The following is a 23,315-nucleotide window of genomic DNA, read 5'->3' as shown; positions in this document are numbered from 1 at the left end:
AAGTAAAGTATCCGATAGAAAGCTATTATTAAATGTGATAACATTATGATTGAGCGATTTGAGATACGAAATAGCACGGCGGAGTTCCTGATTTTTCAGATTGAGGGGAAGGAAGATGGTGTGCAGGTTGTGTACCATAACGAATCTGTGTGGTGTACGCAGAAGGCTATGGCGGAACTTTTTGATGTTGGAGTTCCGGCTATAAGCAAGCATCTTAAAAACATCTTTGAGAGTGGTGAACTTTCAGAGCGATCAGTTATTTCCAAAATGGAAACAACTGCCTCAGATGGTAAGACATATAACACTGCATTCTACAATCTTGATGCCATCATATCAGTTGGTTATCGTGTGAACAGCACCCGAGCCACACAGTTCAGACAGTGGTGTACGTATATTTTGCGTCAGTTTGCCATTCGTGGATATGTGATTGATAAGAAGCGGATGGAGAACGGTTCGTTTATCGGAGAGGATTATTTTGAGCATCTGTTGGCTGAGATTCGGGAGATACGTCTGAGCGAGCGCCGTTTTTATCAAAAATTGACGGATATATACTCAACCGCGATTGACTATAACCGAGATGCTCCGACCACACGGCTTTTCTTCAAGAAGGTACAAAATAAGATGCACTATGCAGTGCATGGACACACCGCAGCTGAATTGATTGTTGAAAGAGCCGATGCGGAGAAGGAACACATGGGACTGACCACATGGGAAAATGCTCCTCACGGGAAAATCGTAAAGCCCGATGTCAGTATCGCCAAGAATTATCTCAAGGAGAACGAGCTTGAAGGCATGGGGCGTCTTGTAAATGCCGTCCTTGATATGGCTGAGCGAATGGCAAAGCGGCATATCCCTATGACAATGGAGGATTGGGCGAAACGTATTGACATTATACTTGAAGCAACTGGCGATGCAGTTCTAACTGATGCCGGAAAGGTAGCTGCTGAATTTGCCAAGAGCTTTGCTGAATCGGAGTTTGAGAAATACCGCATTGTCCAAGACCGCCTTTTCCAATCGGACTTCGACCGTTTCAATGACAACATTCTTTCATCGGACACCGAATAATCAATAGCCATGACATACGAAGAAAAATATAACGAGCTTGTGGAATTGTCGCATAGCGATAACTCTGAAATAAACGAGAAGGCAGATGCGTGGCTTATCAGTATCGGTCTTCAAGGTGCAGCCGAACAGAGGGTCTCGGCGTTTCTGCTTGATTTGGCAATCAGAAACGTAAAGGGCGAAATAACTCGTGACGAAGTAAGCCAACGGTTAAAGGAGCACTATGGAAATACGGAATATGTAGAGCCTAAATCTGAACTTGATGGAGGATATGAAATCATCCCTCCCAATTCTCCAAGAATAAAGGAAATCGAAGAATACAACCGAAAACTGCGCCCAGTTCTATACGCAGAACTTGATAAGAAGATAAAGAGAGAGGAACTTTTGTCGGGAAAATCCTCTGAAAAACTGATTTTTGTCAACATAAAGAACTCATACGAGGCTATGCAACGAAATGATAGAAAGCATCCGTTATACCGCAGTAGTCTTTATGATTGCACAAGAAAGTATTGGCCGATTAAGGAGGGAAATTTTGATGTTGCGACTCATATACTTGGGTGCTATAAGGGGAAAGTCATTGAGGTAATATACATCAACAATCGCTATACCGAGCCTTCTGGAGAGTATGCCGGAAGAAAGGTATTTGAAGGAATTGAACAACAAGAGTCTCCATATATGGGAATGGATTTACATGAGATATTTGACACTTTAGCCAATTTCCGCGTAAAGTATTGGAATATCTGATAAATAACAGACAATCATCAAACTAAAACGCTCCAAGCATAGCCACCTGGAGCGTTTTATAGTTTTATTTCCTCGTAGTTTCGATTTGTTTCAGGATTTTTGCCCTTACTTGCTCGAATGACAGTGGGGTGAAGTTGTTGTTGTCAACTCCGACATCAAGTTGCGTTGGATAAAGATACTGGAGACGACCGGCATCTATTCCGGTGTTAGAGGAACGAGTGTGAACGTGTCCGAACAACTGCCAGACATCATCCTTGTACCCTCCCTCAAAACACAGGTAGGGATAGTGACTGAGGTAGATTTTCTTTTTCCCAATCTCTATACGCATTGCCATTGCAACGTGTTCAAAGCGTTCGATAAAGCCCTGCCTGATGTTTTTGAGATCGTGATTACCGAGAATCAGATAAATCCGGCCGTTGAGTTGATTAAGAATCTTATTCCACTCTTCTGCGCCTCCAAGGCAAAAGTCTCCAAGGTGGAACACAGTATCGTCTTCACCGACAACACTATTCCAGTTGTCTATCATCGCCTCGTTCATCTCATCAGTGCTTTTGAAAGGACGCTGACAATATTGGATGATATTGGTATGATTGAAATGGGTATCCGATGTAAAAAACACCTTATCCCCGTCAAATTTGTAGTTCATTGTCTTCAATTTCTATAATGGCATCCCGGCGGAAGCTGGTCTGCTCTCCGTGGAATGTGTAGCCAAGCTGATTGCAGATACACCGGGTATTGCCTATTATTTTGTTTATGTTTCGATGTGAATGACCGTATATCCAATAGTCTATACGACTGTCGGCTATATAGTTGCCCAATTCCACGGTGAATGCGCCGTTGATTGGACTTCTTTTGAACTCATCAGCCATCAACGCAAAAGACGGTACATGGTGTGTGGCGACAATAACGTGCCGAGCCTTACTTTCAGCCATACTCCGCTCAATGAATTCGCGGCACATTTCATGTTCCTGATTGAAACGCTGAGCAGAAAGTCGGAACTGTCCGTTGCGTATTCTATGGAAATCGGTTACACCTCGCTCGGTCTGGAATTCCTCGTGGGGAGGAATTTTTGCCCAAAGAGTAGATACTATAAGCTCTATATCCTGAGATATGGGAATAACACAATTATAGACCGCCTTTACATTTGGGCGAATGTTGAGTTGCCACCCTTCATGAAGCTCGTTGATGTCGAAACTTTTGTAGAGTTCATGATTACCCGGAATGACTATTGTCTGCCGGAAGTTCTCGGCACACCAATTCCAGAACGGATGCCGGTCGTAGTTTTCATCTCCGAGATAACCGATGTCACCGGCAAGAACGAGTATGTCGCCGACGGGCAGTAAGGGATTATCTTTGAGCCATCTGCTGTTTTCATGAAACTCCAGATGTAAATCAGATGCGTATTGGATTTTCATACATTTTTTGTTTAGTTGTTGAATCGTTAGTACTTACTATGTCCGCAGTTAATCGTGGTGGAGAAGGTTATACCAGTATGGACACAAAAAACAACTATCGGGAAGTTGGTAAAGACTTTCCGACAGTTGGTGTATTTCAGTTCGTCTGTTTTGACGATTAATTTATCTCGGTAGAGCCACTGAAACAACGCAGTCGGGAATATCCGCGTAATGATGTTGTATTTGCTGACAGCACACAAGTCATGCATTCGGAGCGTTTTAAGCTCTGAATGGCTGTTGTAGTTGGTATATTATAGTGCTGTCTAAACATCTGTTTCAGAATTTGCGGGCGCAAAGTTAATACTTTTTCACAATTCAACCAAATTATTTTTAAGAGGGGCGAGTATTTTACGCTTATTCAACCAATAAAAAGTATAATATATGATACCTTTACGCGCTCCGAATACTCCATTATACAATTTTCATTTCAAAAGTATGGTTTATTATACCTTTATTTGGTTGCGTCAGAATTTCGTGCTATATTTGCACAAAAGTTTATTATGTCATACTATGGAGCTTAAAGATATAATGAAGCAACGTAGGGAAATCCTATCCCTCACACAACAAGATCTCGCTGAAATGGCGCAGGTCGGAGTTGCCACAATCAAGGATATTGAGCGTGGCAAGGGAAATCCTGCACTAAACACCGTAAAGAAGATTCTTGAAGTACTTGGTATCGAGATAGATTATAAGGTACGACAGACTATATAATTACCCGTTGACAGATGAGAGAATTAGCTGTATATTACAATGATACAGAAGCCGGAATACTTACTGAAAAATATCCCGGTGCAGACTATACGTTCCAGTACAAAGAAGACTATATAAATTCCGCATTGCCTCCGATTTCAGCGACTTTACCCAAGCAAAGCACCGCATTCAATTCCGAGCATCTTTTCCCATTTTTTTCTAATATGGTTCCTGAAGGAGCCAATCGACGGGTTATATGCCGTTCGCTAAAAATTGATGAGAATGATTTTTTCGGACTGCTTGAAGCAATGGCAGACAAAGACTTCATCGGAGCGGTAAATATAAGGAGGATTAACAATGACTGAAATAAAAAACTGTCCATCACTACTTTTAGATGGCTTTAATACATATAGCCCCAAAGCGACAAAAATGCTCTTTAACGGAGTAAAGGTAAATCCTATTCTCAATTTTGATATTGATGAATTTAGAAATGCCGGTGAGATTGCCGAGGCGATGCACCGTATTTCGGTCTCTGGTGTGCAAGAAAAATTCCCTGCAATAATTAAATCGGGCGAAATCAGAATTGCGGGGGACGATGAACGCTCAACTCATATACTGAAACCTGCACCTTGGGATAAAACGCTTCGTGAACGTAAACTGATTCCGGCCAATGAGCATCTTACCATGCAGATAGCATCGCAGGTCTATGGCATACATACCGCAGCTAATGGATTGTGTTTCACATCCAAAGGTCAGCCGGTATATATCACACGCCGTTTCGATATTCTGCCCGACAGCTCAAAACTGCCGATGGAAGATTTCGCTTCGTTAGTCGACAAAAACGAACAGATCGCCGGCCTTCATTTCAAGTATAATGGTAGCTACGAGGATATTGCCAAGGCAATTCGGGCAAACGTCGCTGCATGGATGGTTGATATGGAACGATTCTTTGAATTAGTCGTATTCAACTATATCTACGCAAACGGAGATGCCCACCTTAAAAATTTCTCCCTTATTCTTAATGGGCTGGATTACCGCTTAGCTCCGGCATACGACCTTCTGAATACCAGCCTCCATGTCAACGGAGATGATCTTGGTCTTGACGGAGGACTATCACCCGACATTGAGAAAAGTGATGTATTTGAAAGAACCGGTCATCCCTGCCGTCTTGACTTTGAAAGATTCGGCCATAAAATCGGCTTGGTAAAAAGACGTATGGATAAAATCCTCAACAAGTACACCTCCCTACCAGATGGCGCAATAAAACTCATTGCCCAAAGCTACCTCCCAGACAAAGCGAAACGTAACTATACCCGTATCGTCAACGAGCGAATAACACGCTTCATCAGAGATTGGGAGTGATTGTTAGGAAAGAATTGAGACAAGCGCATTTTTGCTGATTTTGTACGGCGCAGGACGCGAAGGTGAATGTTAAAATTTGGATATTGCCTTGATAATCGGAAGATTATCGCTCTCTTTGCATTGAGTCACTGTTGTCGGTTTGGCAAGTGCGGCTTGTAATGATTTAAGTAGCAGACGGTTAGCAACTTACAACCATAGAAAATTCACGTCACTTGTACGGATTAGAGTCACACTTATCTGTATATCAACAAATCAACCACTTCTGCGTCGGAAGATAATTCGTATATTTTTTCACCGCAGCATTGAAAACTTTGAAAGTGAAAAGCCCATTGTACTTCACACTATACGTAGACACTTTTCTACCTTTTTATCATTGGTTATGACTATATATAACTACGTAATTTAGAATCTACCCTAAAATGTACTCTGAATGCTTTTAACTTATACATCGTTCTAATAACAATGCCTTACCTGCATGTACATATTATTCTCATCAACGATGAACAAGTATACTATTCCATTAAATAGGTCTAAGCTGTTCAAATGCTCCAATTAAAATATTTCTCATGTAATAAACCCACATCATCATTAATTTCAATTTCAAGAAAAACAGATCAGCTCATTAATAGTCATTACCTTCTTTTACCACAAACTAAACAAATTAAGAAACCCTCCTTTCAATACTTGAAACTCAAATTCGCAATCTATCTATGGACGCAAGATAATGGCAGATATAACTTTAATTCTCACTTTCTATCTTCTAGCAAAGATGATGTTCTGACACGACTTAAAGTCTCTGGAGTCATCTGTAAATAGCTTGCAATATAAACCAATGGAGCGCGTAAAACAAGTTGAGGATGCCGTTTAACCAATTTTGAATATCTATCCTGTGCTGTCTCAAAACGAAGCAAGTCTGCATGGATTTGACTTTCTATCAACGATTCTTCTAATATCTTACGATACAATATTTGTATGTTCACACTTTTCATTGCTACCTGTTCCAAAATAGGCCTTGGCATCGCATATATAACCGTCGGTTCAAGAGCTATTATTTCAAGAGCTGTAGGTTCTTCTTTGAAAAGACTTTCTATACTCATCACAATGTGGTTTTCTACCGCCATGTGCTCAGTCACCTCTTTACCATTTTTATGATAAAACAGCCTGACTAATCCTTTTACTATCCAATATATATGTGTACACGTCTCACCCTTAACAAGAATCTTCTCACCTTTCTGAAATTTCATCGGAACCAAAACATTCTCCAATACATCCAATTCGTCATGAGACATTGTACTGTAACGTCTGGCTAATTCTCTTGCCACATCGCGCTTTGTCAGTCCTATATTTGGCATACAACTCCTCCTTAATTATTTTATTAATCCAATTTCAATACAGCAAGGAATGCCTTTTGCGGCACTTCCACATTGCCGATCTGCTTCATACGCTTCTTGCCTTTTTTCTGTTTCTCTAACAATTTTCGTTTTCGACTCACGTCTCCACCATAGCATTTGGCTGTAACATCTTTGCGGACACACTTTATTGTCTCGCGAGCAACAATCTTTGCTCCAATTGCCGCCTGAATAGCTATGTCAAACTGCTGTCTCGGTATCAGTTCTTTCAATTTCTCACACATCCTTCGACCGAATGCCACCGCATTATCCTGATGTGTCAAAGTAGATAAAGCATCTACTGGTTCCCCATTCAACAATATATCCAACTTAGCCAACTTCGACGGCCTGAAACAATCCACATGATAATCAAATGAAGCATACCCCTTAGATATACTCTTTAATTTATCATAGAAATCAATGACTATTTCACCAAGAGGTAACATAAAATGCAACTCCACACGATTGCCGCTCACATACTGCTGATCTATAAGCTCGCCTCGTTTATCAAGACACAATGTCATTATCGGACCGATATAATCAGCCGCTGTTATAATAGAAGCCCTGATATATGGCTCCTCTATATGATCTATCAACGTTTGCTCGGGAAGTCCTGACGGATTGTGAACCTCTTTCACTTCGCCATGCTTGTCATAACACATGTACGATACGTTCGGCACTGTTGTTATTACATCCATATTAAATTCGCGGTCAAGACGCTCCTGGATTATTTCCATATGCAACAGGCCGAGAAAACCGCATCTGAATCCAAATCCGAGAGCGATTGAAGACTCCGGTGAGAAAGTCAACGAAGCGTCGTTCAACTTTAATTTTTCAAGAGACGCACGCAAGTTCTCATAGTCAGACGGATCAATAGGATATACACCGGCAAAGACCATGGGCTTTACCTCCTGGAACCCCTCTATTGCCTTATCGCAAGGACAGGATACGTGAGTTATCGTATCACCTACCTTTACCTCCTTACTATCCTTTATTCCACTTATTATATATCCCACATCACCCGTACTCAACTGTTTACGAGGATGCATATCCATTTTCAACACTCCGATCTCATCGGCTGTATATTCCATGCCGGTATTGAAAAACTTTACCTTGTCACCTTGTCTTATCGTACCATTTTCAATCTTGAAATAAGCGATTATTCCACGAAAAGAATTGAATACCGAGTCGAAAATCAAAGCTTGTAGTGGTGATTCTATTTCTCCGACTGGATGTGGGACGCGCTCAACAACAGCATTCAATATCTCTTCCACTCCATGTCCTGTCTTACCGCTTGCTCTAATAATATCAGAGCGGTCACACCCTATAAGGTCTATAATTTCGTCCTCTACCTCATCAGGCATAGCACTCGGCATATCTATCTTATTTATCACCGGTATTATTTCCAAATCATGGTCTATCGCCATATACAGATTGGAGATTGTCTGAGCCTGCACACCCTGTGTGGCATCTACAACAAGAAGCGCACCCTCACATGCCGCTATACTACGCGAAACCTCATAAGAAAAATCGACATGTCCCGGAGTGTCTATCAAATTGAGTATGAACTTCTCGTTTTTATAAGTATACTCCATCTGGATAGCATGACTTTTTATCGTTATACCACGCTCACGCTCCAAATCCATATTGTCAAGCATCTGCCCCTCTGTTACTTGTATTGTTTTGGTATATTCAAGCATACGATCGGCAAGGGTTGATTTTCCATGATCAATATGTGCTATTATGCAGAAATTTCGTATATGGTTCATTTATTATCATGTTTATTAAAACGCAAAGTTACTGCAAATCATGCAAACATCAAAATAAATCTAGAGTTATTTTTAACAAATTTTGAATAGTATACAGCACTAAAACAAGGAACACACCGTTATTTAGTTAGTAAATTAAAGATATTACACATAGTAAACATAATACTAACCACAAGTATGACAAATGCTGATAATATTATCAAGGAATTAAGCCTTCTGGCAACAGAAGAAAAACAACGTTTTCTTCCACGCTTTTTCAAAACCGGCAAAGGACAATATGGAGAAGGAGACATATTTCTTGGAGTTATCGTACCACACACAAGAATAATAGCACGAAAATACGCTGACATTGATAAATCAGACATTTTAAAACTTTTGAATTCCGAATATCACGAAGTGAGGTTGTGCGCCCTACTGATAATGGTGAGAAAATGCCAGAAAGGAAACGATAATGTCATGAGGGAAATGTTTAACATGTATCTGAAACACACTGATAGAATTAACAATTGGGATCTCGTCGACCTATCTGCCCCAATGATTGTAGGCAACTATTTGGTTGACAAGTCACACGACATTCTTTACCGTTTGGCAGAGAGTAAACTGCTGTGGAACAATAGAATTGCCATTGTATCCACAATCTCATTCATACGCCGAAATGAATTTGACGACACATATAACCTTGCCTTAAAAATGATGAACCATCCGCACGATTTAATCCACAAAGCCATCGGATGGATGCTACGGGAAGCAGGTAAGCGGAATCCAAGACGACTATATGAATTTGTTGATACCTATAGAACGGAGATGCCTCGCACAATGCTGAGATATGCAATAGAAAAATTCTCAAAGGAAGAGAAAAAGTGGCTGATGAGAAAATAAATTAAGCGTATCCTGAGCTCTTCTTCCTTTATCATTCTATCCATAACAATTTTTATTTCTTTACAAAATTAAATTTGTGACATATTCACAAGTCACTTGACAAATTATGCAAGTTAATGCATGAAGTTTTCAGTGTAATTACGGACTCATCAGCCTTATACTATCAACTAGCATTGTTCTGTCATGCGATCCGATTGACCGCCCGTTGCAAAAGGATACCCAATATACCAATCGCTTATCTTTACCATTCCCACAAGATGGCCATACAACCAAATAATGATACACGATATACATTATGAAAAATACTCCTGCAATACATGAGTGTTTCGAATTTTATAGGTAATTTTGCAACCATACAATATAAATACATATATGGAAAATCAAAGATCGGTATTCGTAAAGCTGATATCCACTGAACTTAACCTGCCTGAACACGGAGTAGCAAATACACTCTCTATGCTTGATGAAGGATTCACTGTACCTTTTATAAGCAGATATCGCAAGGAACGCACCGGAGAACTCGATGAGGTGCAGATTACCGCTATCCACGACATGAGCGGACGGTTAAAAGAAATCGCCAAACGAAAAGAGACAATAATCAATACAATCACGGAACAGAATAAAATGACTGATGAGTTGAGAATACGCATCAACAATATCTGGAATGCCACCGAACTGGAAGATATATATATGCCATACAAGCCGAAGCGTCGCACCAGAGCTCAGATCGCACTTGAAATGGGGCTCGAACCATTGGCAAAAATCATTATGTCACAACGTGAAAGAGAGCCTGAACAAATAGCCAAAAGATTTGTAAAAGATGAAGTTAAAGACATCACAACAGCCATAAAAGGTGCACAGGACATAATAGCCGAGCATATAAGCGAAGATGAATGGACAAGACAACAAGTACGCGGCAGTTTCCGCAGAGATGCATTCATTACGTCAAAATTAATAAAAGCCAAAGGGGAAAATGAGAATGCCGCCAAATACAGTGATTACTTCAATTTCTCCGAACCTCTCCGAAAATGTTCTTCTCACAGACTTCTTGCTATACGCCGAGGGGAAAATGAAGGCATATTACGCGTAAATATATCGGTAGACGATGATAATTGCATTGAAAAACTGTATCAAAGATATATACATGGACATGGCAAGTGTTGCGATCTGGTGGCCTATGCCATAAAAGACGGATATAAACGCTTACTCAAACCAAGTATCGAGACTGAATTTGCAGCTCTGAGTAAAGAAAAAGCCGATAAAGAAGCCATCAATGTATTTGCCGAAAACTTACGGCAACTATTACTCAGCGCACCACTCGGGCAAAAGCGTGTTATGGGGGTCGACCCAGGATTTAGAACAGGATGCAAGATTGCTTGCCTTGATACACAAGGTAACCTGCTACATCATGAGGCTATATTCCCCCACCCGCCTGTATCAAAAATTTCCATCGCCACAACCCGCATGCAGGCCATGATAAAAGAATATGCCATCGAAGCCATAGGCATCGGAAATGGGACAGCGAGCAGAGAGACAAAAATATTTGTAGACGACGCAGTAAAAGGCACCCAGATAAAAGCCTTTATGGTTAGTGAAGCCGGCGCATCAGTATATTCAGCCTCCAAAACCGCACGTGAGGAATTTCCAAATGAGGATGTAACTGTTCGTGGAGCGGTATCTATCGGAAGGCGACTGATAGATCCGCTCGCAGAACTGGTCAAGATAGATCCGAAGAGTATCGGCATTGGGCAATATCAACATGATGTGGATCAGATAAAACTAAAAAAGAGCCTCGATCATACAGTTGAAAGTTGCGTCAACTTAGTAGGTGTCAACCTGAACACAGCGAGTAAGCATCTATTATCATATGTGAGTGGACTCAGTTTATCATTGGCTCAAAGCATCGTGGAATACCGACGTGAACACGGGGCATTCACAAGTCGTACACAACTAAAAAAAGTTCCACGACTCGGTCCTGTAGCATATCAACAATGCGCTGGGTTTCTTAGAATACCTGACAGCCATAATCCTCTTGACAATAGTGCTGTACATCCTGAAAGTTACAGTATAGTGGAACATATGGCAAATGATTGTGGATGCACTGTTGAAGAACTTATCAGAAATAAGAATAAACGTAGGCAAATAAACATAAAACGCTATATTACATCTATGACCGGACTACCAACACTTACTGACATTATGCAAGAATTAGATAAACCTGGACGAGATCCGAGAGAACAAATAGAAGAATTTGAATTTGATCCTAACGCCACTTCTATCGATAATCTTGTCGAGGGTATGATTCTTCCCGGTATAGTTACAAATATAACAAACTTCGGGGCATTCGTTGACATTGGCGTTCATCAGGACGGACTTGTGCATATATCTCAAATAGCAGACAGGTTTATTACTGACCCGACACAAATAGTAAGACTACATCAGCATGTTAAAGTCAAGATTATTGAAATAGACAGAAAACGCAAACGGATTTCTCTCTCCATGAAAGGAATTGAAGATTTAAGATTTGCAAGCATGAAAAAGGAATTATAATACTTAGCCAAAAGGAAAAATAAAAGGTGATGAAAATATGTTTCCATCACCTTTTATTTTATTGATTATAATATCACGAATGAAATAAATACTTTTACTTAACCTTGGCTACAATAGCCTTGAAAGCCTCGGGATTGTTTACTGCAAGGTCAGCAAGAACCTTACGGTTAATCTCTATTCCGGCCTTATTCAAAGCACCCATCAATACTGAATAGCTCATACCTTCAAGGCGTGCGGCAGCATTGATACGCTGAATCCACAAAGAACGGAAATTACGTTTCTTATTGCGACGATCACGATAAGCATAGGTAAGACCTTTTTCCCATGTGTTCTTCGCAACCGTCCAAACATTCTTGCGGGCTCCGAAGTAACCACGTGTCAGCTTTAAAATTCTTTTTCTCTTTGCTCTTGAAGCAACATGATTTACTGATCTTGGCATAATTTCTTTACTTTAAATGTTTGACAATTAGGTTTAACGGAGACATAACAAATCACGAACTTGCTTCAAATCGCTCTTGTCTACCAATGTCTGGTGTACAAGATTACGTTTTTGCTTAGTTGATTTCTTCGTCAAGATATGACGATGGTAAGCGTGATGTCTCTTAATCTTACCTGTACCGGTGAAACGAAATCTCTTCTTTGCGCCGGAATTTGTCTTTACTTTTGGCATTTTTTTACGTTTTAATTATTTGGTTATTTATTATACAGTGGCAACGCATATACCGGGCGTTACGCACTCTGTTTCTCTCATTATCAATAGTAAAACCTATTACATCAGTTTTCGTCAGCCGTCAACTTTTTAAGTGCGTCCTCACTTATCTTTGCATTGGCAAGCAATCCGCCATTTGTCGGCTCATCATCCTCAGATACAGACATCGAAGTTGTTGTATCTTTAATCTCTGAAGCCTTTCTCTCACGATCCATGGCCTGCTGACTTTTCTTTACCACACCAGCTTTCTTCGGTGCCAAATAAATAAACATCTTCTTTCCTTCAAGTGACGGCATAGACTCAACCTTACCCCATTCTTCAAGGTCATTGGCAAAACGAAGAAGTAAAACTTCTCCTTGTTCCTTAAATAGTATCGAACGACCACGGAAAAACACGTATGCACGCACTTTATTTCCATCTTCAAGAAATTCTTTCGCATGCTTTAACTTAAACTGATAATCATGCTCATCTGTCTGCGGACCAAACCTAATTTCCTTCACTTCGACTTTCACCTGTTTGGCTTTCATTTCCTTAGCACGTTTTTTCTGCTGATAAAGGAACTTTGAATAGTCGATGAGACGACATACGGGAGGATTAGCATTAGGAGATATTTCAACAAGATCTACTCCTTGCTCACGAGCCATGTCAAGTGCCTGACGTGTAGGGACTACTGTCGATCCGCCGTCACCTACAATGCGGACTTCACGTACACGTATCTGTTCGTTGACACGGTACTGGTTCTTTATTTTGTCATTCTTCATTCAACTATTTTATGAAAATCGGCTGCAAATATACGATAATTCAGCGAATTATCAAAATATTTTATTCTTTTTCTACCTAATTAATTATAAAAATAATGCCATAAAACATTAAGCGCAGTCTTATGGCATTACTTTAAAAATAATCATACTTATTATTAGAAGTCCTTAGTCATTTCTGCCACTTCATCATTTATCTTCTTAGCAAAATCTTCCATTGACATTACGCACTGCTCCCCACCACCTTGCGGACGAACGGCAACTGTTCCATCTGTCTGTTCTTTTTCGCCAACAATAAGCATATAAGGAATACGTTTCAACTCGTTATCACGAACCTTACGGCCTATTTTCTCATTACGCGCATCAATGGTAGCACGAACTCCGACTGAATCAAAATATTTGGCAACCTTTGCCGCATAATCATTATATTTCTCTGATATAGGCAGTATAGCAACCTGATCTGGAGTAAGCCACAACGGAAAATGTCCGGCTGTATGCTCGATAAGTACTGCACAGAAACGTTCCATCGATCCAAACGGAGCCCGATGAATCATAACCGGAGTTTTCTTGGTATTATCTTCATCCGTATATTCAAGCTGAAAACGTTTCGGCAAGTTGTAATCGACTTGAATGGTACCCAACTGCCAACGACGACCAATAGCGTCTTTTATCATGAAATCGAGTTTGGGTCCATAGAATGCAGCCTCACCATATTCAACCTTGGCCGATAATCCTTTTTCTTTGCAAGCTTCAACAATGGCAGCCTCCGAACGTGCCCAATCGTCATCAGAACCCACATACTTCTCATGATCATTAGGATCACGAAGAGAAATTTGAGCCTCAAAGTTAAAGCCGAATGCCGTCAATACAATATTTATTATATCCATGACGTTAAGAAACTCCTGCTTAACCTGATCAGGACGACAGAATATATGAGCGTCATCTTGCGTAAACGAGCGAACACGTGTCAACCCGTGCAACTCCCCGCTCTGCTCATAACGATATACTGTACCGAATTCTGCAAGACGAAGAGGCAAATCCTTATATGAACGTGGTTTCCATGCAAACACTTCACAGTGATGAGGACAGTTCATCGGTTTTAACATGTACTCTTCTCCCTCCTCCGGTGTATGTATAGGTTGAAAAGAATCCTTGCCATAATGGGCATAGTGACCGCTGGTTACATACAAATTCTTGCTTCCTATATGCGGAGTTATAACTTCCTTATAGCCAAAACGGGTCTGAACCTTACGCAAATGATCCTGCAAACGAAGACGAAGTTCCGTTCCTTTAGGCAACCATATCGGTAAACCTTTACCCACTTTCTCCGAGAACATAAAGAGTTCCATCTCTTTTCCAATCTTTCGGTGATCTCGTTTCTTGGCCTCTTCAAGCATAACGAGATACTCATCCAACATCTTTTTCTTTGGGAACGACACTCCGTAAAGACGCTGCATCTGCTCTCGCGTAGCATCACCACGCCAAAATGCTCCCGCAACACTCGTAAGTTTAATGGCCTTTATGGAACCTGTATTCAACAAGTGAGGTCCTTTACACAAATCAGTAAAAGTACCTTGTGTATATGTGGTAATTGTTCCGTCTTCCAAATCCTGATCTATATGTTCACATTTATAAGTCTGACCTGCCGCTCCGAATTCAGTGAGTGCATCGGCTTTGGCAATCTCTTTGCGAACAACCGGCTCTTTCTTGGATGCCAATTCTTTCATCTTAGCCTCAATCTTACCAAAATCAGCCTCTCTAATTGATTCGCCATCCTTTAATAATACATCATAAAAAAATCCGTTTTCGACAGCCGGTCCGAAACCGAACTGTATCCCAGGATAAAGTTCTTGTAATGCTTCTGCCAACAAGTGAGCCGATGTATGCCAAAAAGCATGCCTTCCTTCCTCATCTTCCCACTTGTACAATTGAACTTTCGCATCCTCATTTATCGGGCGGTTAAGTTCTACCGTCTCACCATTCACACCGCAAGCTAATACATCGCGTGCCAAAGCAGGCGAGATGCTTTCCGCTATTTGCAATCCAGTGACACCCTGCTCATACGAGCGAACAGAACCGTCAGGAAAAGTAATGTTAATCATATCTACAATATATGTTTTAAGTTTATTGAGCGCAAAATTAATTATTTTATTCGTAATAAAATAATTTTAACTTCAAAATATTCACTACCACTCTATCGGTTTTTCTTCATTATACTATATGCTTTATAAAGTCCCAATTCCCCTGCTTTACTCAAATCACGATTACTGCTTTCTTTATTATTAACAAATAAATAAGACAACCCGCGGTTGTAATAAGCCTCAGCCATATTTTCATCTATCTCTATAGCCTTACCATAATCTTCAATGGCATTGCCATAATCCTTAAGCAAGGCATATACATTTCCACGATTATAATAAAGATAAGCGCATTGAGGGTTATTCTCCAACGCCTTGGATATATCAGACAATACATTCGTTGTCTTCATTGCCATGCCCTTGCTCTGCGAAGTTTTCACTTCATTCGCCTTAAACAGACAAATGGCACGCTGCCAATATGCCAAAGAAGAAATGGAGTCTATCTCAATATAAGTATTGAAATCTTCAATTGCACTGTCAAAATTTTGAATTTCAGAATAAGCCAAAGCTCTTCTGAGCAAAAGCGGCATAAGCGAATCCGTATCTTTGGAACTTGTTAGTTTTGCCGTTAATCCATCTATATACTTAAAATATTCTGAAACACGTTTCTCATCAAGATTGTGCAGACCATTACTTATATATATTTTTTTTGTGAGCGATCCATCATCCATCAGTTTTTCAGATACGGTATTGAAGGCATCAACCTGACGGTCAAAGGGTATATAACGACTTATTTCACTTCCCACATATTCGTATGACAATTCATACATTGGCATATAATCCATGTCGGAAGCACGATTTTGAACCAAACCACGATATTCGCTCTTATACTTTTGCTCTACCTCGGCATCATCAGCAACCACAATCTGGTTGTATTTTTCAGGATTCACGTCACTTTGCCTACGGATTTGGTCTTTACTCATTCTCGGTTGCACTCCATAAAGAGACTTATACAACCGCGCCTTATACACCTTAAACTCATCTGCTTCCGCTTGTTTAACCATACCGAGACGGCGATAACACTCGGCACGATGTAATAACCCAGTCCAAAAGTTAGGGAATTTCTTTATCACTTTCGAATAATCCCTGATCGCTCCGCGCAAATCACCTGTTTTGTCAAGCAAGATAGCCCTGTTAAATAAAGCCATGATATTATCTGGTTCAAGTTTTAGAACAAAGTCGAAATCAAGTATTGCCATATTGTCATCACCCACATGCGCCCTCAGCAATCCTCGATTATAATGCCCGAGAAAATTATCCGGTTCTAAATCAAGAGCAGTGTCATAATCGTCCATAGCTCCACGGAGATTATTCCTTTTCAATCTGGCCAAGGCCCTGTTTATATAATATCCGGCATTATCCGATTGCAAATGTATAGCCCTACTCAGATATTCCTCAGCCTTATCCCACGCTTCTCTCTTTAAACTGATACCGGAACGAACAGCCCATGTGCTTGCGTCATACGGATTTATCTCTATACTTTTCTCCAATGCTTCCATGGCCTTTACCGTATCCTTACGTAACAAATAGATTTCCGATTGCATAGAATATACACGTGAATTTCTGCTCCATTTGGTCAACATAGTGTCCACATCGGCAAGAGCACCATCATAGTCTTTCCCATGTATTCGGCACAAAACCCTGTTATTCCAAAGCCCGTCATTCTCTGGGTCATATTTCAATGCCAACACATAGTCAGAAATTGCCTCTTCGTATTTCTCCTGCTGTATCCTCACCAATCCGCGCAATTCATAGTTTTTTACTACAAAAGGATTAAGATTTATGGCCTGTGAACAATCACGCTCCGAACCGATATAATCTCCTAAATAATACTTTGCTACCGCCCTATAAAACCAAGGTTCATAAAGATAAGGTTTGGAACTTATCGCCTGATTAAAATATTGTATAGAAAGAACATAATCTTCATAGTAGAGCGCACTCCGCCCTACTGCCACCAACTTGTCGGTATTAAACTGTGCCTTACCGGCAAACGGTATAAATAATAATATGAAGAATACAACCTTTCTATACATTCCAAGTTTTACTTCCTCTGTGCGGCTTTTGTTTTATAACCGCAACGATACCGGCCTTGCAACAATGCACGCATTTTGCTCTTTATAAGCTGTTTACGCATTGGAGAAATACGATCTACAAAAACTTTGCCGTCAAGATGATCAAACTCATGCTGCATTACCCTTGCCAAATATCCGTCAACCCATTCATCGTGTGGTTCAAATTTTTCATCTAGATACTGCACATGTATTCGAGTGGGACGTGTGACTTTTTCATGAATAGCTGGCAAACTGAGACACCCCTCCTCCATAGACTCAACAATAGTTTCGTCGTATTCAATGATATGAGGATTGATATATGCTTTTTTAAAACCCTTATATTCAGGCAAATCGTCCGACAAAACATCAAGGTCTATCACAACCACACGAATAGCCTTGCCAATCTGAGGAGCGGCCAGTCCAACACCTTCAGACTCCGTCAATGTCTCAAACATATCACTGATGAGTGTCTCAAGTTCAGGATAGTCTGTCGGTATATCTTCGGAAACCTTTCTCAACACAGGTTGTCCGTATATGTATATAGGTAAAATCATTTGTTGTATTTTATTTATAAATAAACATGATACTGGATCAGAAACGTGACGACATATAATCCTGTAATATTATAGTCGCGCTTATCTCGTCCACAAGCGCCTTGTCACGTCTGGCTTTTTTTCGTAATCCACTGTCGATAATTGCCTTGTGTGCAAGTACAGAAGTGAAACGCTCATCATAAAATTCAATCGGAACACTCGGTACCGCCCTACGCCACCTATTGACAAACTCCTGCACACGAGCCATATTCTCACTCGGTTGACCATTAGGTTGTTTCGGTTCACCGATTATAATACGCTCCACACTCTCACGAGCCACATAAGCCTTGAGATAATCAAACAAGTCTGACGTAAGAACAGTTGCCAACCCACCCGGAATTATTTGGAGTGGGTCGGTAACTGCCAATCCCGTACGTTTCTTTCCGTAATCAATAGAAAGTATACGTGCCACGTTTTAGATACGTTATTTATTATCTGCCGTTATACAGCAACCAAGCGTCCGGGAACTTGGCGCGAAGGTCATTACGGCTCGAAGCTGCATCACCCTTGCTGTCGAATGTGGTGGCAATCACGCGATACATATTACGATCAGTGTTTTTAACCACCTGCGCATCATATCCCTCGCCTTTAAGACGCTGTTGAAGCCCCTCGGCATTTGCCATAACAGAGAAAGAGCCAACAACGACACTGTAATTCTTCAATCCGGAACCATTGACAAGAGACACGCTTTCAGTCTTTACCTCTACATTATCGGAATTATCTACGATTCTGACTTCTGTCACCGGAGCCTCAACCACTGGAGCCACAACATTGGTATTCGTCTCCGTTGTTTCCGGTTGTACTTGCGCCGTCTCCTGTGCCTTGGCTTTCTCATACGCTTTCTTATAAGCACTTTCACTTGATTTACATCCGGTAAAAGCCATCGCCGCACACAAACCGGCACATAAAACCATGTACTTCTTCATTTCAAATCTTTTTATTAATTACACCTTAAAAATCATTCTCTCATATAAAAATATGTTTGCGAAGTTACTAAATACTGAGTGAAAAGCCCAATTCAAGTCACATAAAGTTTGTTAAATAAAGGAAATAGGATAATTTTAACAAAAAATGGCCACACATTTAATTTACAATCAGAAAAGTTTTCATATATTTGCCTCACGAATTGATTGTTTAACTAATAAAATTATAGCATTATGAAAAGTTTAGGTTACCTCGGCGCATTCCTCGGAGGGGCTATTGCCGGCACTGTTTTAGGTCTTTTGGTGGCTCCCGAGAAAGGTCGTGACACCCGTGAGAAAATCACTGACGCAGTGGATGACTTCATGAAAAAGCACAACATAAAGTTGAGCCGTAAAGACATTAACGATTTGGTGGACGACATCAAAGATGTTGCTCCTGCTGAATAAATACACATTTACACTTCTATAAAACATATCCTAAATATGCTATCAAGCGATAAAAACGTTGAATCAATAGCACAATTAATAGAAGTATTGAAAAAACACATCGGACTTCAAAAAGAATATTTGAAGTTCGATGTGATAGACAAAACCGTCCGTCTTCTCACGGCTTTCACGCTATTCACTATCTTTTTTGTGCTCCTGATAGCCATGATGTTCTATCTGTCGTTCGCAATAGTATACTGGATGGCTCCCGCCACAGGATTAGGGGGTGCGTTCGCTATAGTTTCGGGAGCATTCACGATTATGCTCATTGCCATTTTTGCATTCCGCAAATCACTGATAGAACGTCCGTTGGTAAGATTTCTCGCTAACCTGCTATTAAACTGAACAAACAAAAAGGCATGATGAAGACATTCAATACAATAGAAGAAATACAGTTGCGAAAAGAAGAGTTGCGTGATGAACTGCATGCCAGCAGCGAGCTTATAGGAAACATCTGGATGGAAATAACAAACGACAACAAGCCATCGACAAAAGGCGAAATGATGACAAGCATAATAAGCAAGAGCATCACGGCTTTCGACGCATTTATGCTGGCAAGAAAACTTGTGACCCAATACGGGAGAATATTCAAGCGAAAACGCAGGTAAAATATAGTAAGTACATCATGATGAATGTTTGGTTAGAAATCCTTTTATTTGTAAATTTATAGAAAAAGGGATAACCCGACATTGAAATCATGATTAATATTTATAAAACATACTTATCATCGTCTTATCGCAACTTACCAGAACAAATAATTCTGTATATCTGCAAAACTTCAATATTTGATTTATCTTAATCAAAAGCATGCACTCCGTTCCCTGAATATGTATTGTACACTATATTACGCAGTAACAAGAAATATTATTATAATGACAGTATTTCATTCACAAAATGCCTGGAAGCGTTTATAAAACAAGCCTGAAGAAACTTCAAACAACCTACCACGATACTAACGGCAAGACATAAAAAAGGAGTACCGCTGTACTCCAATCTTTGTTAACCTTAAATCTAATACTATGAAAAACACGATGCAAATATAGTGAGTTTGTTTTATTTGTGCAAATTTCACATAAATAAAACGTATTCATACTAACAAACATTAACGGTTTGTATTATACCACGATTTCCTGTCCGTCATAAGCCAATTCAAATCCCTCTGGGAAACACCGGTTTGCATCCTTATGCCTACCCAAATGATGGCATGAATGTATAAAAAAAGTACGTCGGGCAGATACAGTTCTCGAGAACTCTATTGCGTCGTCTACAAGTTGATGTGAATGATGTGGCTTATCAAATCGCAAAGCATTGACAATAAGCGTATCAATCCTTCCTCTAAGCACATTTATCTCTTCTTTACCTATGGTTTTCATATCCGTGATATAAGCAAAATCACCGATAAGAAATCCTAATATTGGCATTTTGCCATGCATCACCCGAAACGGTCTTACTGTAATATCACCAATATCAAAAGGAATGTCAGGTTCTATGACATTCAATCTTATGCCGGGCACTCCGGGATATTTATTCTCAGTGAAGCAGTAAGGAATAGTTTGCCTCAAGCTGTCGGCCGCTCCAGAATCGGCATAGACATCTATCTCTCCGAAAGCGCAATAAGGCCGTAAATCGTCCATTCCTCCAACGTGATCATAATGCGTATGAGTAATAAGCACTCCATCAATGCGACGAAAAGGACGGAACATCATTTGCTGGCGAAAATCCGGACCGCAGTCTATGAGTATTCTTGTCTTCTCTGTCTCAATCAGCACCGAACTGCGAAGCCGCTTGTCATGAGGATCCTCACTCATACACACATCGCAACTGCAACCGAGAACCGGACTGCCGCAACTCGTGCCTGTGCCAAGAAAAGTTATCTTCATTTGATGTTAACCTCTGGATATATTTCTATTCCGAACTTGTTTCTTACATCATTACGTATCATATCACAAAGCCTCATGATCTCTTTACCATCGGCTCCGCCACGGTTTACAAGCACAAGAGCCTGACGAGAATGTACTCCTGCCCTGCCGAGTGATTTTCCTCTCCACCCGCAACTCTCTATAAGCCATCCGGCAGGAATTTTCTCATATTCGGCATCCACTCTGTAATGAGGCATCTCCGGATATAAACTAGAAAGTTCATCATATTTGGCTCGCGGCACCACAGGGTTCATAAAGAAACTCCCTGCATTACCTTCTACATCCGGATCTGGCAGTTTCTCTTTCCTTATGCCAATTATAACATCTCGCAACTGTGCAGCTGTAGGTTTATAAAAGCCCCTCTTTTCAAGCTCTAAACGAATGTTTCCGTAATCTATTTGTGGACAAAATGTTCTTTTAAGCCTATACGTAACGTATGTTATAACATACTTGTCGCGCCATTCACCCTTGAAGCGGCTTTGCCTGTATGAGTATGCACAGTCTTCATTTGTGAAAGAGACCTCCTGTCCTGTACCGATTTCCACCGCTTCCACCTTATATATAATATCTTTGGCTTCCACACCATAGGCACCTATATTCTGTACCGCACTCGCACCCACTTCACCAGGAATAAACGAAAGGTTTTCCGCACCGTACCATCCGTTGTCGACACAAAGCCTCACAACATCATCCCAAGTCTCGCCACTGCCGACACGAAGCAGAACACTTTTCTGCATGCTATCTACCGATATTCCTTTTATGGCAGAATGAAGCACCGTTCCCGAATAGTCATCTGTCAGCAATAAATTACTTCCTCCGCCCAATATCAGTAGCGGAGCATCTCCAGCGGTCAGAGTCGTAAGTATCAGACGCAACTCCTCTAACGAGTCAAACTCTACAAATCTTCTGCAAAATGCTTTTATCCCAAAGGTATTATATGACGTAAGATCGTAGTTATTAATATCTTTCATGGTTCAAGTTATCAGTTTGGTCAACAACCATTTACCATTGCGACGAGTAAATGTAAGTTCTATTTCAAGGCCATTTGATATACCCCGCATTACAAAAATCTTGTCATTGCTGTTCCGGTTGGCCTGGCCATAGTTGATATTATACAATATCTTGGAAGGCAATTCCGGAGCAAAAGCAGGCCATGTCTCAGGTGTCAGTACTCCCTCCATTTGGGCAAAATCATCGTCAGGGTCAGGACCGACAAATGTTACGGGATCGCTCAAACTTGAAACTTGGAACAACGAATCTGACACAAATGACTGGTAAAATTTAAGAAACGATGCATTCTTGTCTTTATACATAGGTATTATATTTATACCGCGCATCATCCACAACCCATTTACCCTGTCAAAAAGATACTGTTTGACAGTCTTTATGTTCAGATAGATCTTCTCCACTACCACATGATTGATTGTAGTGTCTTTTCCAGCCTCCATCTGTCTTGCATTATCGAATATCAATGTGTAATATCCTTGTCGCATAAAGAAATGCTCTGTCTTCCACTCCGATTTCCCAATAGAGTCTGTCCGTTCTGCATTGATAACTGGAAGCGGGAAAACAATACGCTCCATTTGCAACTTCCGGTTGGCGGCGAAATTAAAGAAGAAATCATCAAAAAGCTCATCAGCCGCCTTTGGCATCGGAGTTTCCGTTATCAACAGTTCCATTGTGTCGGCAACAACCGAGTCTACAAAATCTGACGAGTCAGCCGGAGCCTCGTCATGAGAACCAGCCATCTTACTCCCATTGCAGGAAAACATAAGCATGGCAAAAGCGAAAATCGCGATTAAAAACCTTTTCATCTTTCAAATCGAAATGCTATCCATCT

General features: G+C 40.6%; 25 protein-coding genes. 10 read left to right on the top strand and 15 right to left on the bottom strand.

The features are described from left to right. Positions 1-45 precede the first annotated feature (45 nt). Together HPS53_RS06400 and HPS53_RS06395 are read left to right on the top strand one after the other, a co-directional pair. Positions 46-1,065, top strand: a complete 1,020-nt coding sequence (locus HPS53_RS06400; protein ID WP_172205168.1) for a virulence RhuM family protein — start codon at positions 46-48, stop codon at positions 1,063-1,065. Positions 1,066-1,074: 9 nt separating this feature from the next. Further along, positions 1,075-1,806, top strand: a complete 732-nt coding sequence (locus tag HPS53_RS06395) for an antitoxin VbhA family protein (RefSeq protein WP_172205165.1) — start codon at positions 1,075-1,077, stop codon at positions 1,804-1,806. Positions 1,807-1,870: 64 nt separating this feature from the next. Here the strand turns inward: HPS53_RS06395 and HPS53_RS06390 are convergent, their stop codons facing one another. Together HPS53_RS06390 and HPS53_RS06385 are read right to left on the bottom strand one after the other, a co-directional pair. After that, positions 1,871-2,452 carry a metallophosphoesterase gene (locus HPS53_RS06390; protein ID WP_172205162.1) on the bottom strand — a complete coding sequence of 194 codons (582 nt, stop codon included), beginning with the start codon at positions 2,450-2,452 and terminating at the stop codon, positions 1,871-1,873. Beyond that, positions 2,436-3,221: a metallophosphoesterase gene (locus HPS53_RS06385; protein WP_172205159.1), complete on the bottom strand. Its 786-nt coding sequence runs from the start codon at positions 3,219-3,221 to the stop codon at positions 2,436-2,438. The genes HPS53_RS06390 and HPS53_RS06385 overlap by 17 nt, the downstream gene beginning before the upstream one ends. A gap of 567 nt (positions 3,222-3,788) precedes the next feature. On the opposite strand from HPS53_RS06385, the gene HPS53_RS06380 reads away from it, so the two are divergent. From HPS53_RS06380 to HPS53_RS06370, 3 genes are read left to right on the top strand one after another with little or no spacing between them, the layout of a single operon-like run. Beyond that, a complete protein-coding gene (locus HPS53_RS06380) occupies positions 3,789-3,971 on the top strand; it encodes a helix-turn-helix domain-containing protein (RefSeq protein ID WP_253942836.1) in 183 nt (60 codons plus the stop codon). A 14-nt stretch (positions 3,972-3,985) separates the two neighbouring features. After that, a complete protein-coding gene (locus HPS53_RS06375; protein WP_172205156.1) occupies positions 3,986-4,315 on the top strand; it encodes a HipA N-terminal domain-containing protein in 330 nt (109 codons plus the stop codon). Next, a complete protein-coding gene (locus HPS53_RS06370; protein ID WP_172205153.1) occupies positions 4,308-5,312 on the top strand; it encodes a HipA domain-containing protein in 1,005 nt (334 codons plus the stop codon). Before HPS53_RS06375 ends, HPS53_RS06370 begins: the two co-directional genes overlap by 8 nt. Positions 5,313-6,058: 746 nt before the next feature. On the opposite strand, the gene HPS53_RS06365 is transcribed toward HPS53_RS06370, so the two are convergent. Then, positions 6,059-6,664: a Crp/Fnr family transcriptional regulator gene (locus HPS53_RS06365; protein ID WP_104369971.1), complete on the bottom strand. Its 606-nt coding sequence runs from the start codon at positions 6,662-6,664 to the stop codon at positions 6,059-6,061. Positions 6,665-6,687: 23 nt separating this feature from the next. After that, positions 6,688-8,469, bottom strand: a complete 1,782-nt coding sequence (gene lepA, locus HPS53_RS06360; RefSeq protein WP_104369972.1) for a translation elongation factor 4 — start codon at positions 8,467-8,469, stop codon at positions 6,688-6,690. Positions 8,470-8,646: 177 nt separating this feature from the next. Between lepA and HPS53_RS06355 the strand changes: the two genes are divergently transcribed. Further along, positions 8,647-9,348 (top strand): DNA alkylation repair protein, encoded by a 702-nt coding sequence (locus HPS53_RS06355; protein WP_172205150.1) that lies wholly within the window; start codon positions 8,647-8,649, stop codon positions 9,346-9,348. A gap of 372 nt (positions 9,349-9,720) precedes the next feature. Further along, positions 9,721-11,898, top strand: a complete 2,178-nt coding sequence (locus HPS53_RS06350; protein ID WP_172205147.1) for a Tex family protein — start codon at positions 9,721-9,723, stop codon at positions 11,896-11,898. Positions 11,899-11,992: 94 nt separating this feature from the next. Here the strand turns inward: HPS53_RS06350 and rplT are convergent, their stop codons facing one another. From rplT to HPS53_RS06310, 8 genes are all read right to left on the bottom strand, one after another. Beyond that, the gene (gene rplT, locus HPS53_RS06345) at positions 11,993-12,337 is read right to left on the bottom strand and encodes a 50S ribosomal protein L20 (protein ID WP_104369975.1); all 345 of its coding nucleotides are present in this window, start codon (positions 12,335-12,337) and stop codon (positions 11,993-11,995) included. A gap of 33 nt (positions 12,338-12,370) precedes the next feature. Continuing rightward, complete coding sequence (gene rpmI, locus HPS53_RS06340) at positions 12,371-12,568, bottom strand: 50S ribosomal protein L35 (protein WP_104369976.1); 198 nt, start codon at positions 12,566-12,568, stop codon at positions 12,371-12,373. Between the two features lie 104 nt (positions 12,569-12,672). Beyond that, positions 12,673-13,368 carry a translation initiation factor IF-3 gene (gene infC, locus HPS53_RS06335; RefSeq protein WP_104369977.1) on the bottom strand — a complete coding sequence of 232 codons (696 nt, stop codon included), beginning with the start codon at positions 13,366-13,368 and terminating at the stop codon, positions 12,673-12,675. Between the two features lie 155 nt (positions 13,369-13,523). Next, on the bottom strand, positions 13,524-15,467 hold the full coding sequence (thrS, locus tag HPS53_RS06330) for a threonine--tRNA ligase (RefSeq protein WP_104369978.1): 1,944 nt from the start codon (positions 15,465-15,467) through the stop codon (positions 13,524-13,526). A gap of 92 nt (positions 15,468-15,559) precedes the next feature. Next, complete coding sequence (locus tag HPS53_RS06325; RefSeq protein ID WP_371741792.1) at positions 15,560-17,458, bottom strand: tetratricopeptide repeat protein; 1,899 nt, start codon at positions 17,456-17,458, stop codon at positions 15,560-15,562. An 86-nt stretch (positions 17,459-17,544) separates the two neighbouring features. After that, positions 17,545-18,108: a peptide deformylase gene (gene def / locus HPS53_RS06320; RefSeq protein WP_104369980.1), complete on the bottom strand. Its 564-nt coding sequence runs from the start codon at positions 18,106-18,108 to the stop codon at positions 17,545-17,547. A gap of 37 nt (positions 18,109-18,145) precedes the next feature. Further along, entirely contained in the window at positions 18,146-18,559 is a 414-nt protein-coding gene (ruvX, locus tag HPS53_RS06315) for a Holliday junction resolvase RuvX (protein WP_172205143.1), read from the bottom strand. A gap of 19 nt (positions 18,560-18,578) precedes the next feature. After that, on the bottom strand, positions 18,579-19,073 hold the full coding sequence (locus tag HPS53_RS06310) for an SPOR domain-containing protein (protein WP_104369982.1): 495 nt from the start codon (positions 19,071-19,073) through the stop codon (positions 18,579-18,581). Positions 19,074-19,304: 231 nt separating this feature from the next. Here HPS53_RS06310 and HPS53_RS06305 point away from each other — a divergent pair, with 231 nt between their 5' ends. The 3 genes from HPS53_RS06305 to HPS53_RS06295 are packed head-to-tail and all read left to right on the top strand — an operon-like array spanning position 19,305 to position 20,164. Continuing rightward, on the top strand, positions 19,305-19,517 hold the full coding sequence (locus HPS53_RS06305) for a YtxH domain-containing protein (protein WP_104369983.1): 213 nt from the start codon (positions 19,305-19,307) through the stop codon (positions 19,515-19,517). Positions 19,518-19,553: 36 nt separating this feature from the next. Further along, a complete protein-coding gene (locus HPS53_RS06300; RefSeq protein WP_104369984.1) occupies positions 19,554-19,901 on the top strand; it encodes a hypothetical protein in 348 nt (115 codons plus the stop codon). Between the two features lie 14 nt (positions 19,902-19,915). Continuing rightward, the gene (locus tag HPS53_RS06295) at positions 19,916-20,164 is read left to right on the top strand and encodes a hypothetical protein (RefSeq protein WP_104369985.1); all 249 of its coding nucleotides are present in this window, start codon (positions 19,916-19,918) and stop codon (positions 20,162-20,164) included. 507 nt (positions 20,165-20,671) lie between these two features. On the opposite strand, the gene HPS53_RS06290 is transcribed toward HPS53_RS06295, so the two are convergent. The 3 genes from HPS53_RS06290 to HPS53_RS06280 are packed head-to-tail and all read right to left on the bottom strand — an operon-like array spanning position 20,672 to position 23,289. Beyond that, positions 20,672-21,436, bottom strand: coding sequence for an MBL fold metallo-hydrolase (locus HPS53_RS06290; protein WP_104369986.1), 765 nt, complete (start codon positions 21,434-21,436; stop codon positions 20,672-20,674). Beyond that, on the bottom strand, positions 21,433-22,446 hold the full coding sequence (gene murB / locus HPS53_RS06285) for a UDP-N-acetylmuramate dehydrogenase (RefSeq protein ID WP_172205141.1): 1,014 nt from the start codon (positions 22,444-22,446) through the stop codon (positions 21,433-21,435). Before murB ends, HPS53_RS06290 begins: the two co-directional genes overlap by 4 nt. 3 nt (positions 22,447-22,449) lie before the next feature. Then, entirely contained in the window at positions 22,450-23,289 is an 840-nt protein-coding gene (locus tag HPS53_RS06280; RefSeq protein ID WP_172205139.1) for a DUF4348 domain-containing protein, read from the bottom strand. Between the last annotated feature and the right edge of the window lie 26 nt (positions 23,290-23,315).

The organism is Prevotella sp. PTAC (assembly GCF_013166535.1).
GTDB lineage: Bacteria > Bacteroidota > Bacteroidia > Bacteroidales > Bacteroidaceae > Prevotella.
Note: the sequence above shows the minus strand (reverse complement) of the source record. Positions and strands in the feature narration are given on the sequence as shown.

Bases quoted from the DNA above. Each gene is read 5' to 3' on its own strand.
- HPS53_RS06400 (WP_172205168.1), top strand. From the start codon at position 46: ATGATTGAGCGATTTGAGATACGAAATAGCACGGCGGAGTTCCTGATT.
- HPS53_RS06395 (WP_172205165.1), top strand. From the start codon at position 1,075: ATGACATACGAAGAAAAATATAACGAGCTTGTGGAATTGTCGCATAGC.
- HPS53_RS06390 (WP_172205162.1), bottom strand. From the start codon at position 2,452: ATGAACTACAAATTTGACGGGGATAAGGTGTTTTTTACATCGGATACC.
- HPS53_RS06385 (WP_172205159.1), bottom strand. From the start codon at position 3,221: ATGAAAATCCAATACGCATCTGATTTACATCTGGAGTTTCATGAAAAC.
- HPS53_RS06380 (WP_253942836.1), top strand. From the start codon at position 3,789: ATGAAGCAACGTAGGGAAATCCTATCCCTCACACAACAAGATCTCGCT.
- HPS53_RS06375 (WP_172205156.1), top strand. From the start codon at position 3,986: ATGAGAGAATTAGCTGTATATTACAATGATACAGAAGCCGGAATACTT.
- HPS53_RS06370 (WP_172205153.1), top strand. From the start codon at position 4,308: ATGACTGAAATAAAAAACTGTCCATCACTACTTTTAGATGGCTTTAAT.
- HPS53_RS06365 (WP_104369971.1), bottom strand. From the start codon at position 6,664: ATGCCAAATATAGGACTGACAAAGCGCGATGTGGCAAGAGAATTAGCC.
- lepA (WP_104369972.1), bottom strand. From the start codon at position 8,469: ATGAACCATATACGAAATTTCTGCATAATAGCACATATTGATCATGGA.
- HPS53_RS06355 (WP_172205150.1), top strand. From the start codon at position 8,647: ATGACAAATGCTGATAATATTATCAAGGAATTAAGCCTTCTGGCAACA.
- HPS53_RS06350 (WP_172205147.1), top strand. From the start codon at position 9,721: ATGGAAAATCAAAGATCGGTATTCGTAAAGCTGATATCCACTGAACTT.
- rplT (WP_104369975.1), bottom strand. From the start codon at position 12,337: ATGCCAAGATCAGTAAATCATGTTGCTTCAAGAGCAAAGAGAAAAAGA.
- rpmI (WP_104369976.1), bottom strand. From the start codon at position 12,568: ATGCCAAAAGTAAAGACAAATTCCGGCGCAAAGAAGAGATTTCGTTTC.
- infC (WP_104369977.1), bottom strand. From the start codon at position 13,368: ATGAAGAATGACAAAATAAAGAACCAGTACCGTGTCAACGAACAGATA.
- thrS (WP_104369978.1), bottom strand. From the start codon at position 15,467: ATGATTAACATTACTTTTCCTGACGGTTCTGTTCGCTCGTATGAGCAG.
- def (WP_104369980.1), bottom strand. From the start codon at position 18,108: ATGATTTTACCTATATACATATACGGACAACCTGTGTTGAGAAAGGTT.
- HPS53_RS06310 (WP_104369982.1), bottom strand. From the start codon at position 19,073: ATGAAGAAGTACATGGTTTTATGTGCCGGTTTGTGTGCGGCGATGGCT.
- HPS53_RS06305 (WP_104369983.1), top strand. From the start codon at position 19,305: ATGAAAAGTTTAGGTTACCTCGGCGCATTCCTCGGAGGGGCTATTGCC.
- HPS53_RS06300 (WP_104369984.1), top strand. From the start codon at position 19,554: ATGCTATCAAGCGATAAAAACGTTGAATCAATAGCACAATTAATAGAA.
- HPS53_RS06295 (WP_104369985.1), top strand. From the start codon at position 19,916: ATGATGAAGACATTCAATACAATAGAAGAAATACAGTTGCGAAAAGAA.
- HPS53_RS06290 (WP_104369986.1), bottom strand. From the start codon at position 21,436: ATGAAGATAACTTTTCTTGGCACAGGCACGAGTTGCGGCAGTCCGGTT.
- murB (WP_172205141.1), bottom strand. From the start codon at position 22,446: ATGAAAGATATTAATAACTACGATCTTACGTCATATAATACCTTTGGG.
- HPS53_RS06280 (WP_172205139.1), bottom strand. From the start codon at position 23,289: ATGAAAAGGTTTTTAATCGCGATTTTCGCTTTTGCCATGCTTATGTTT.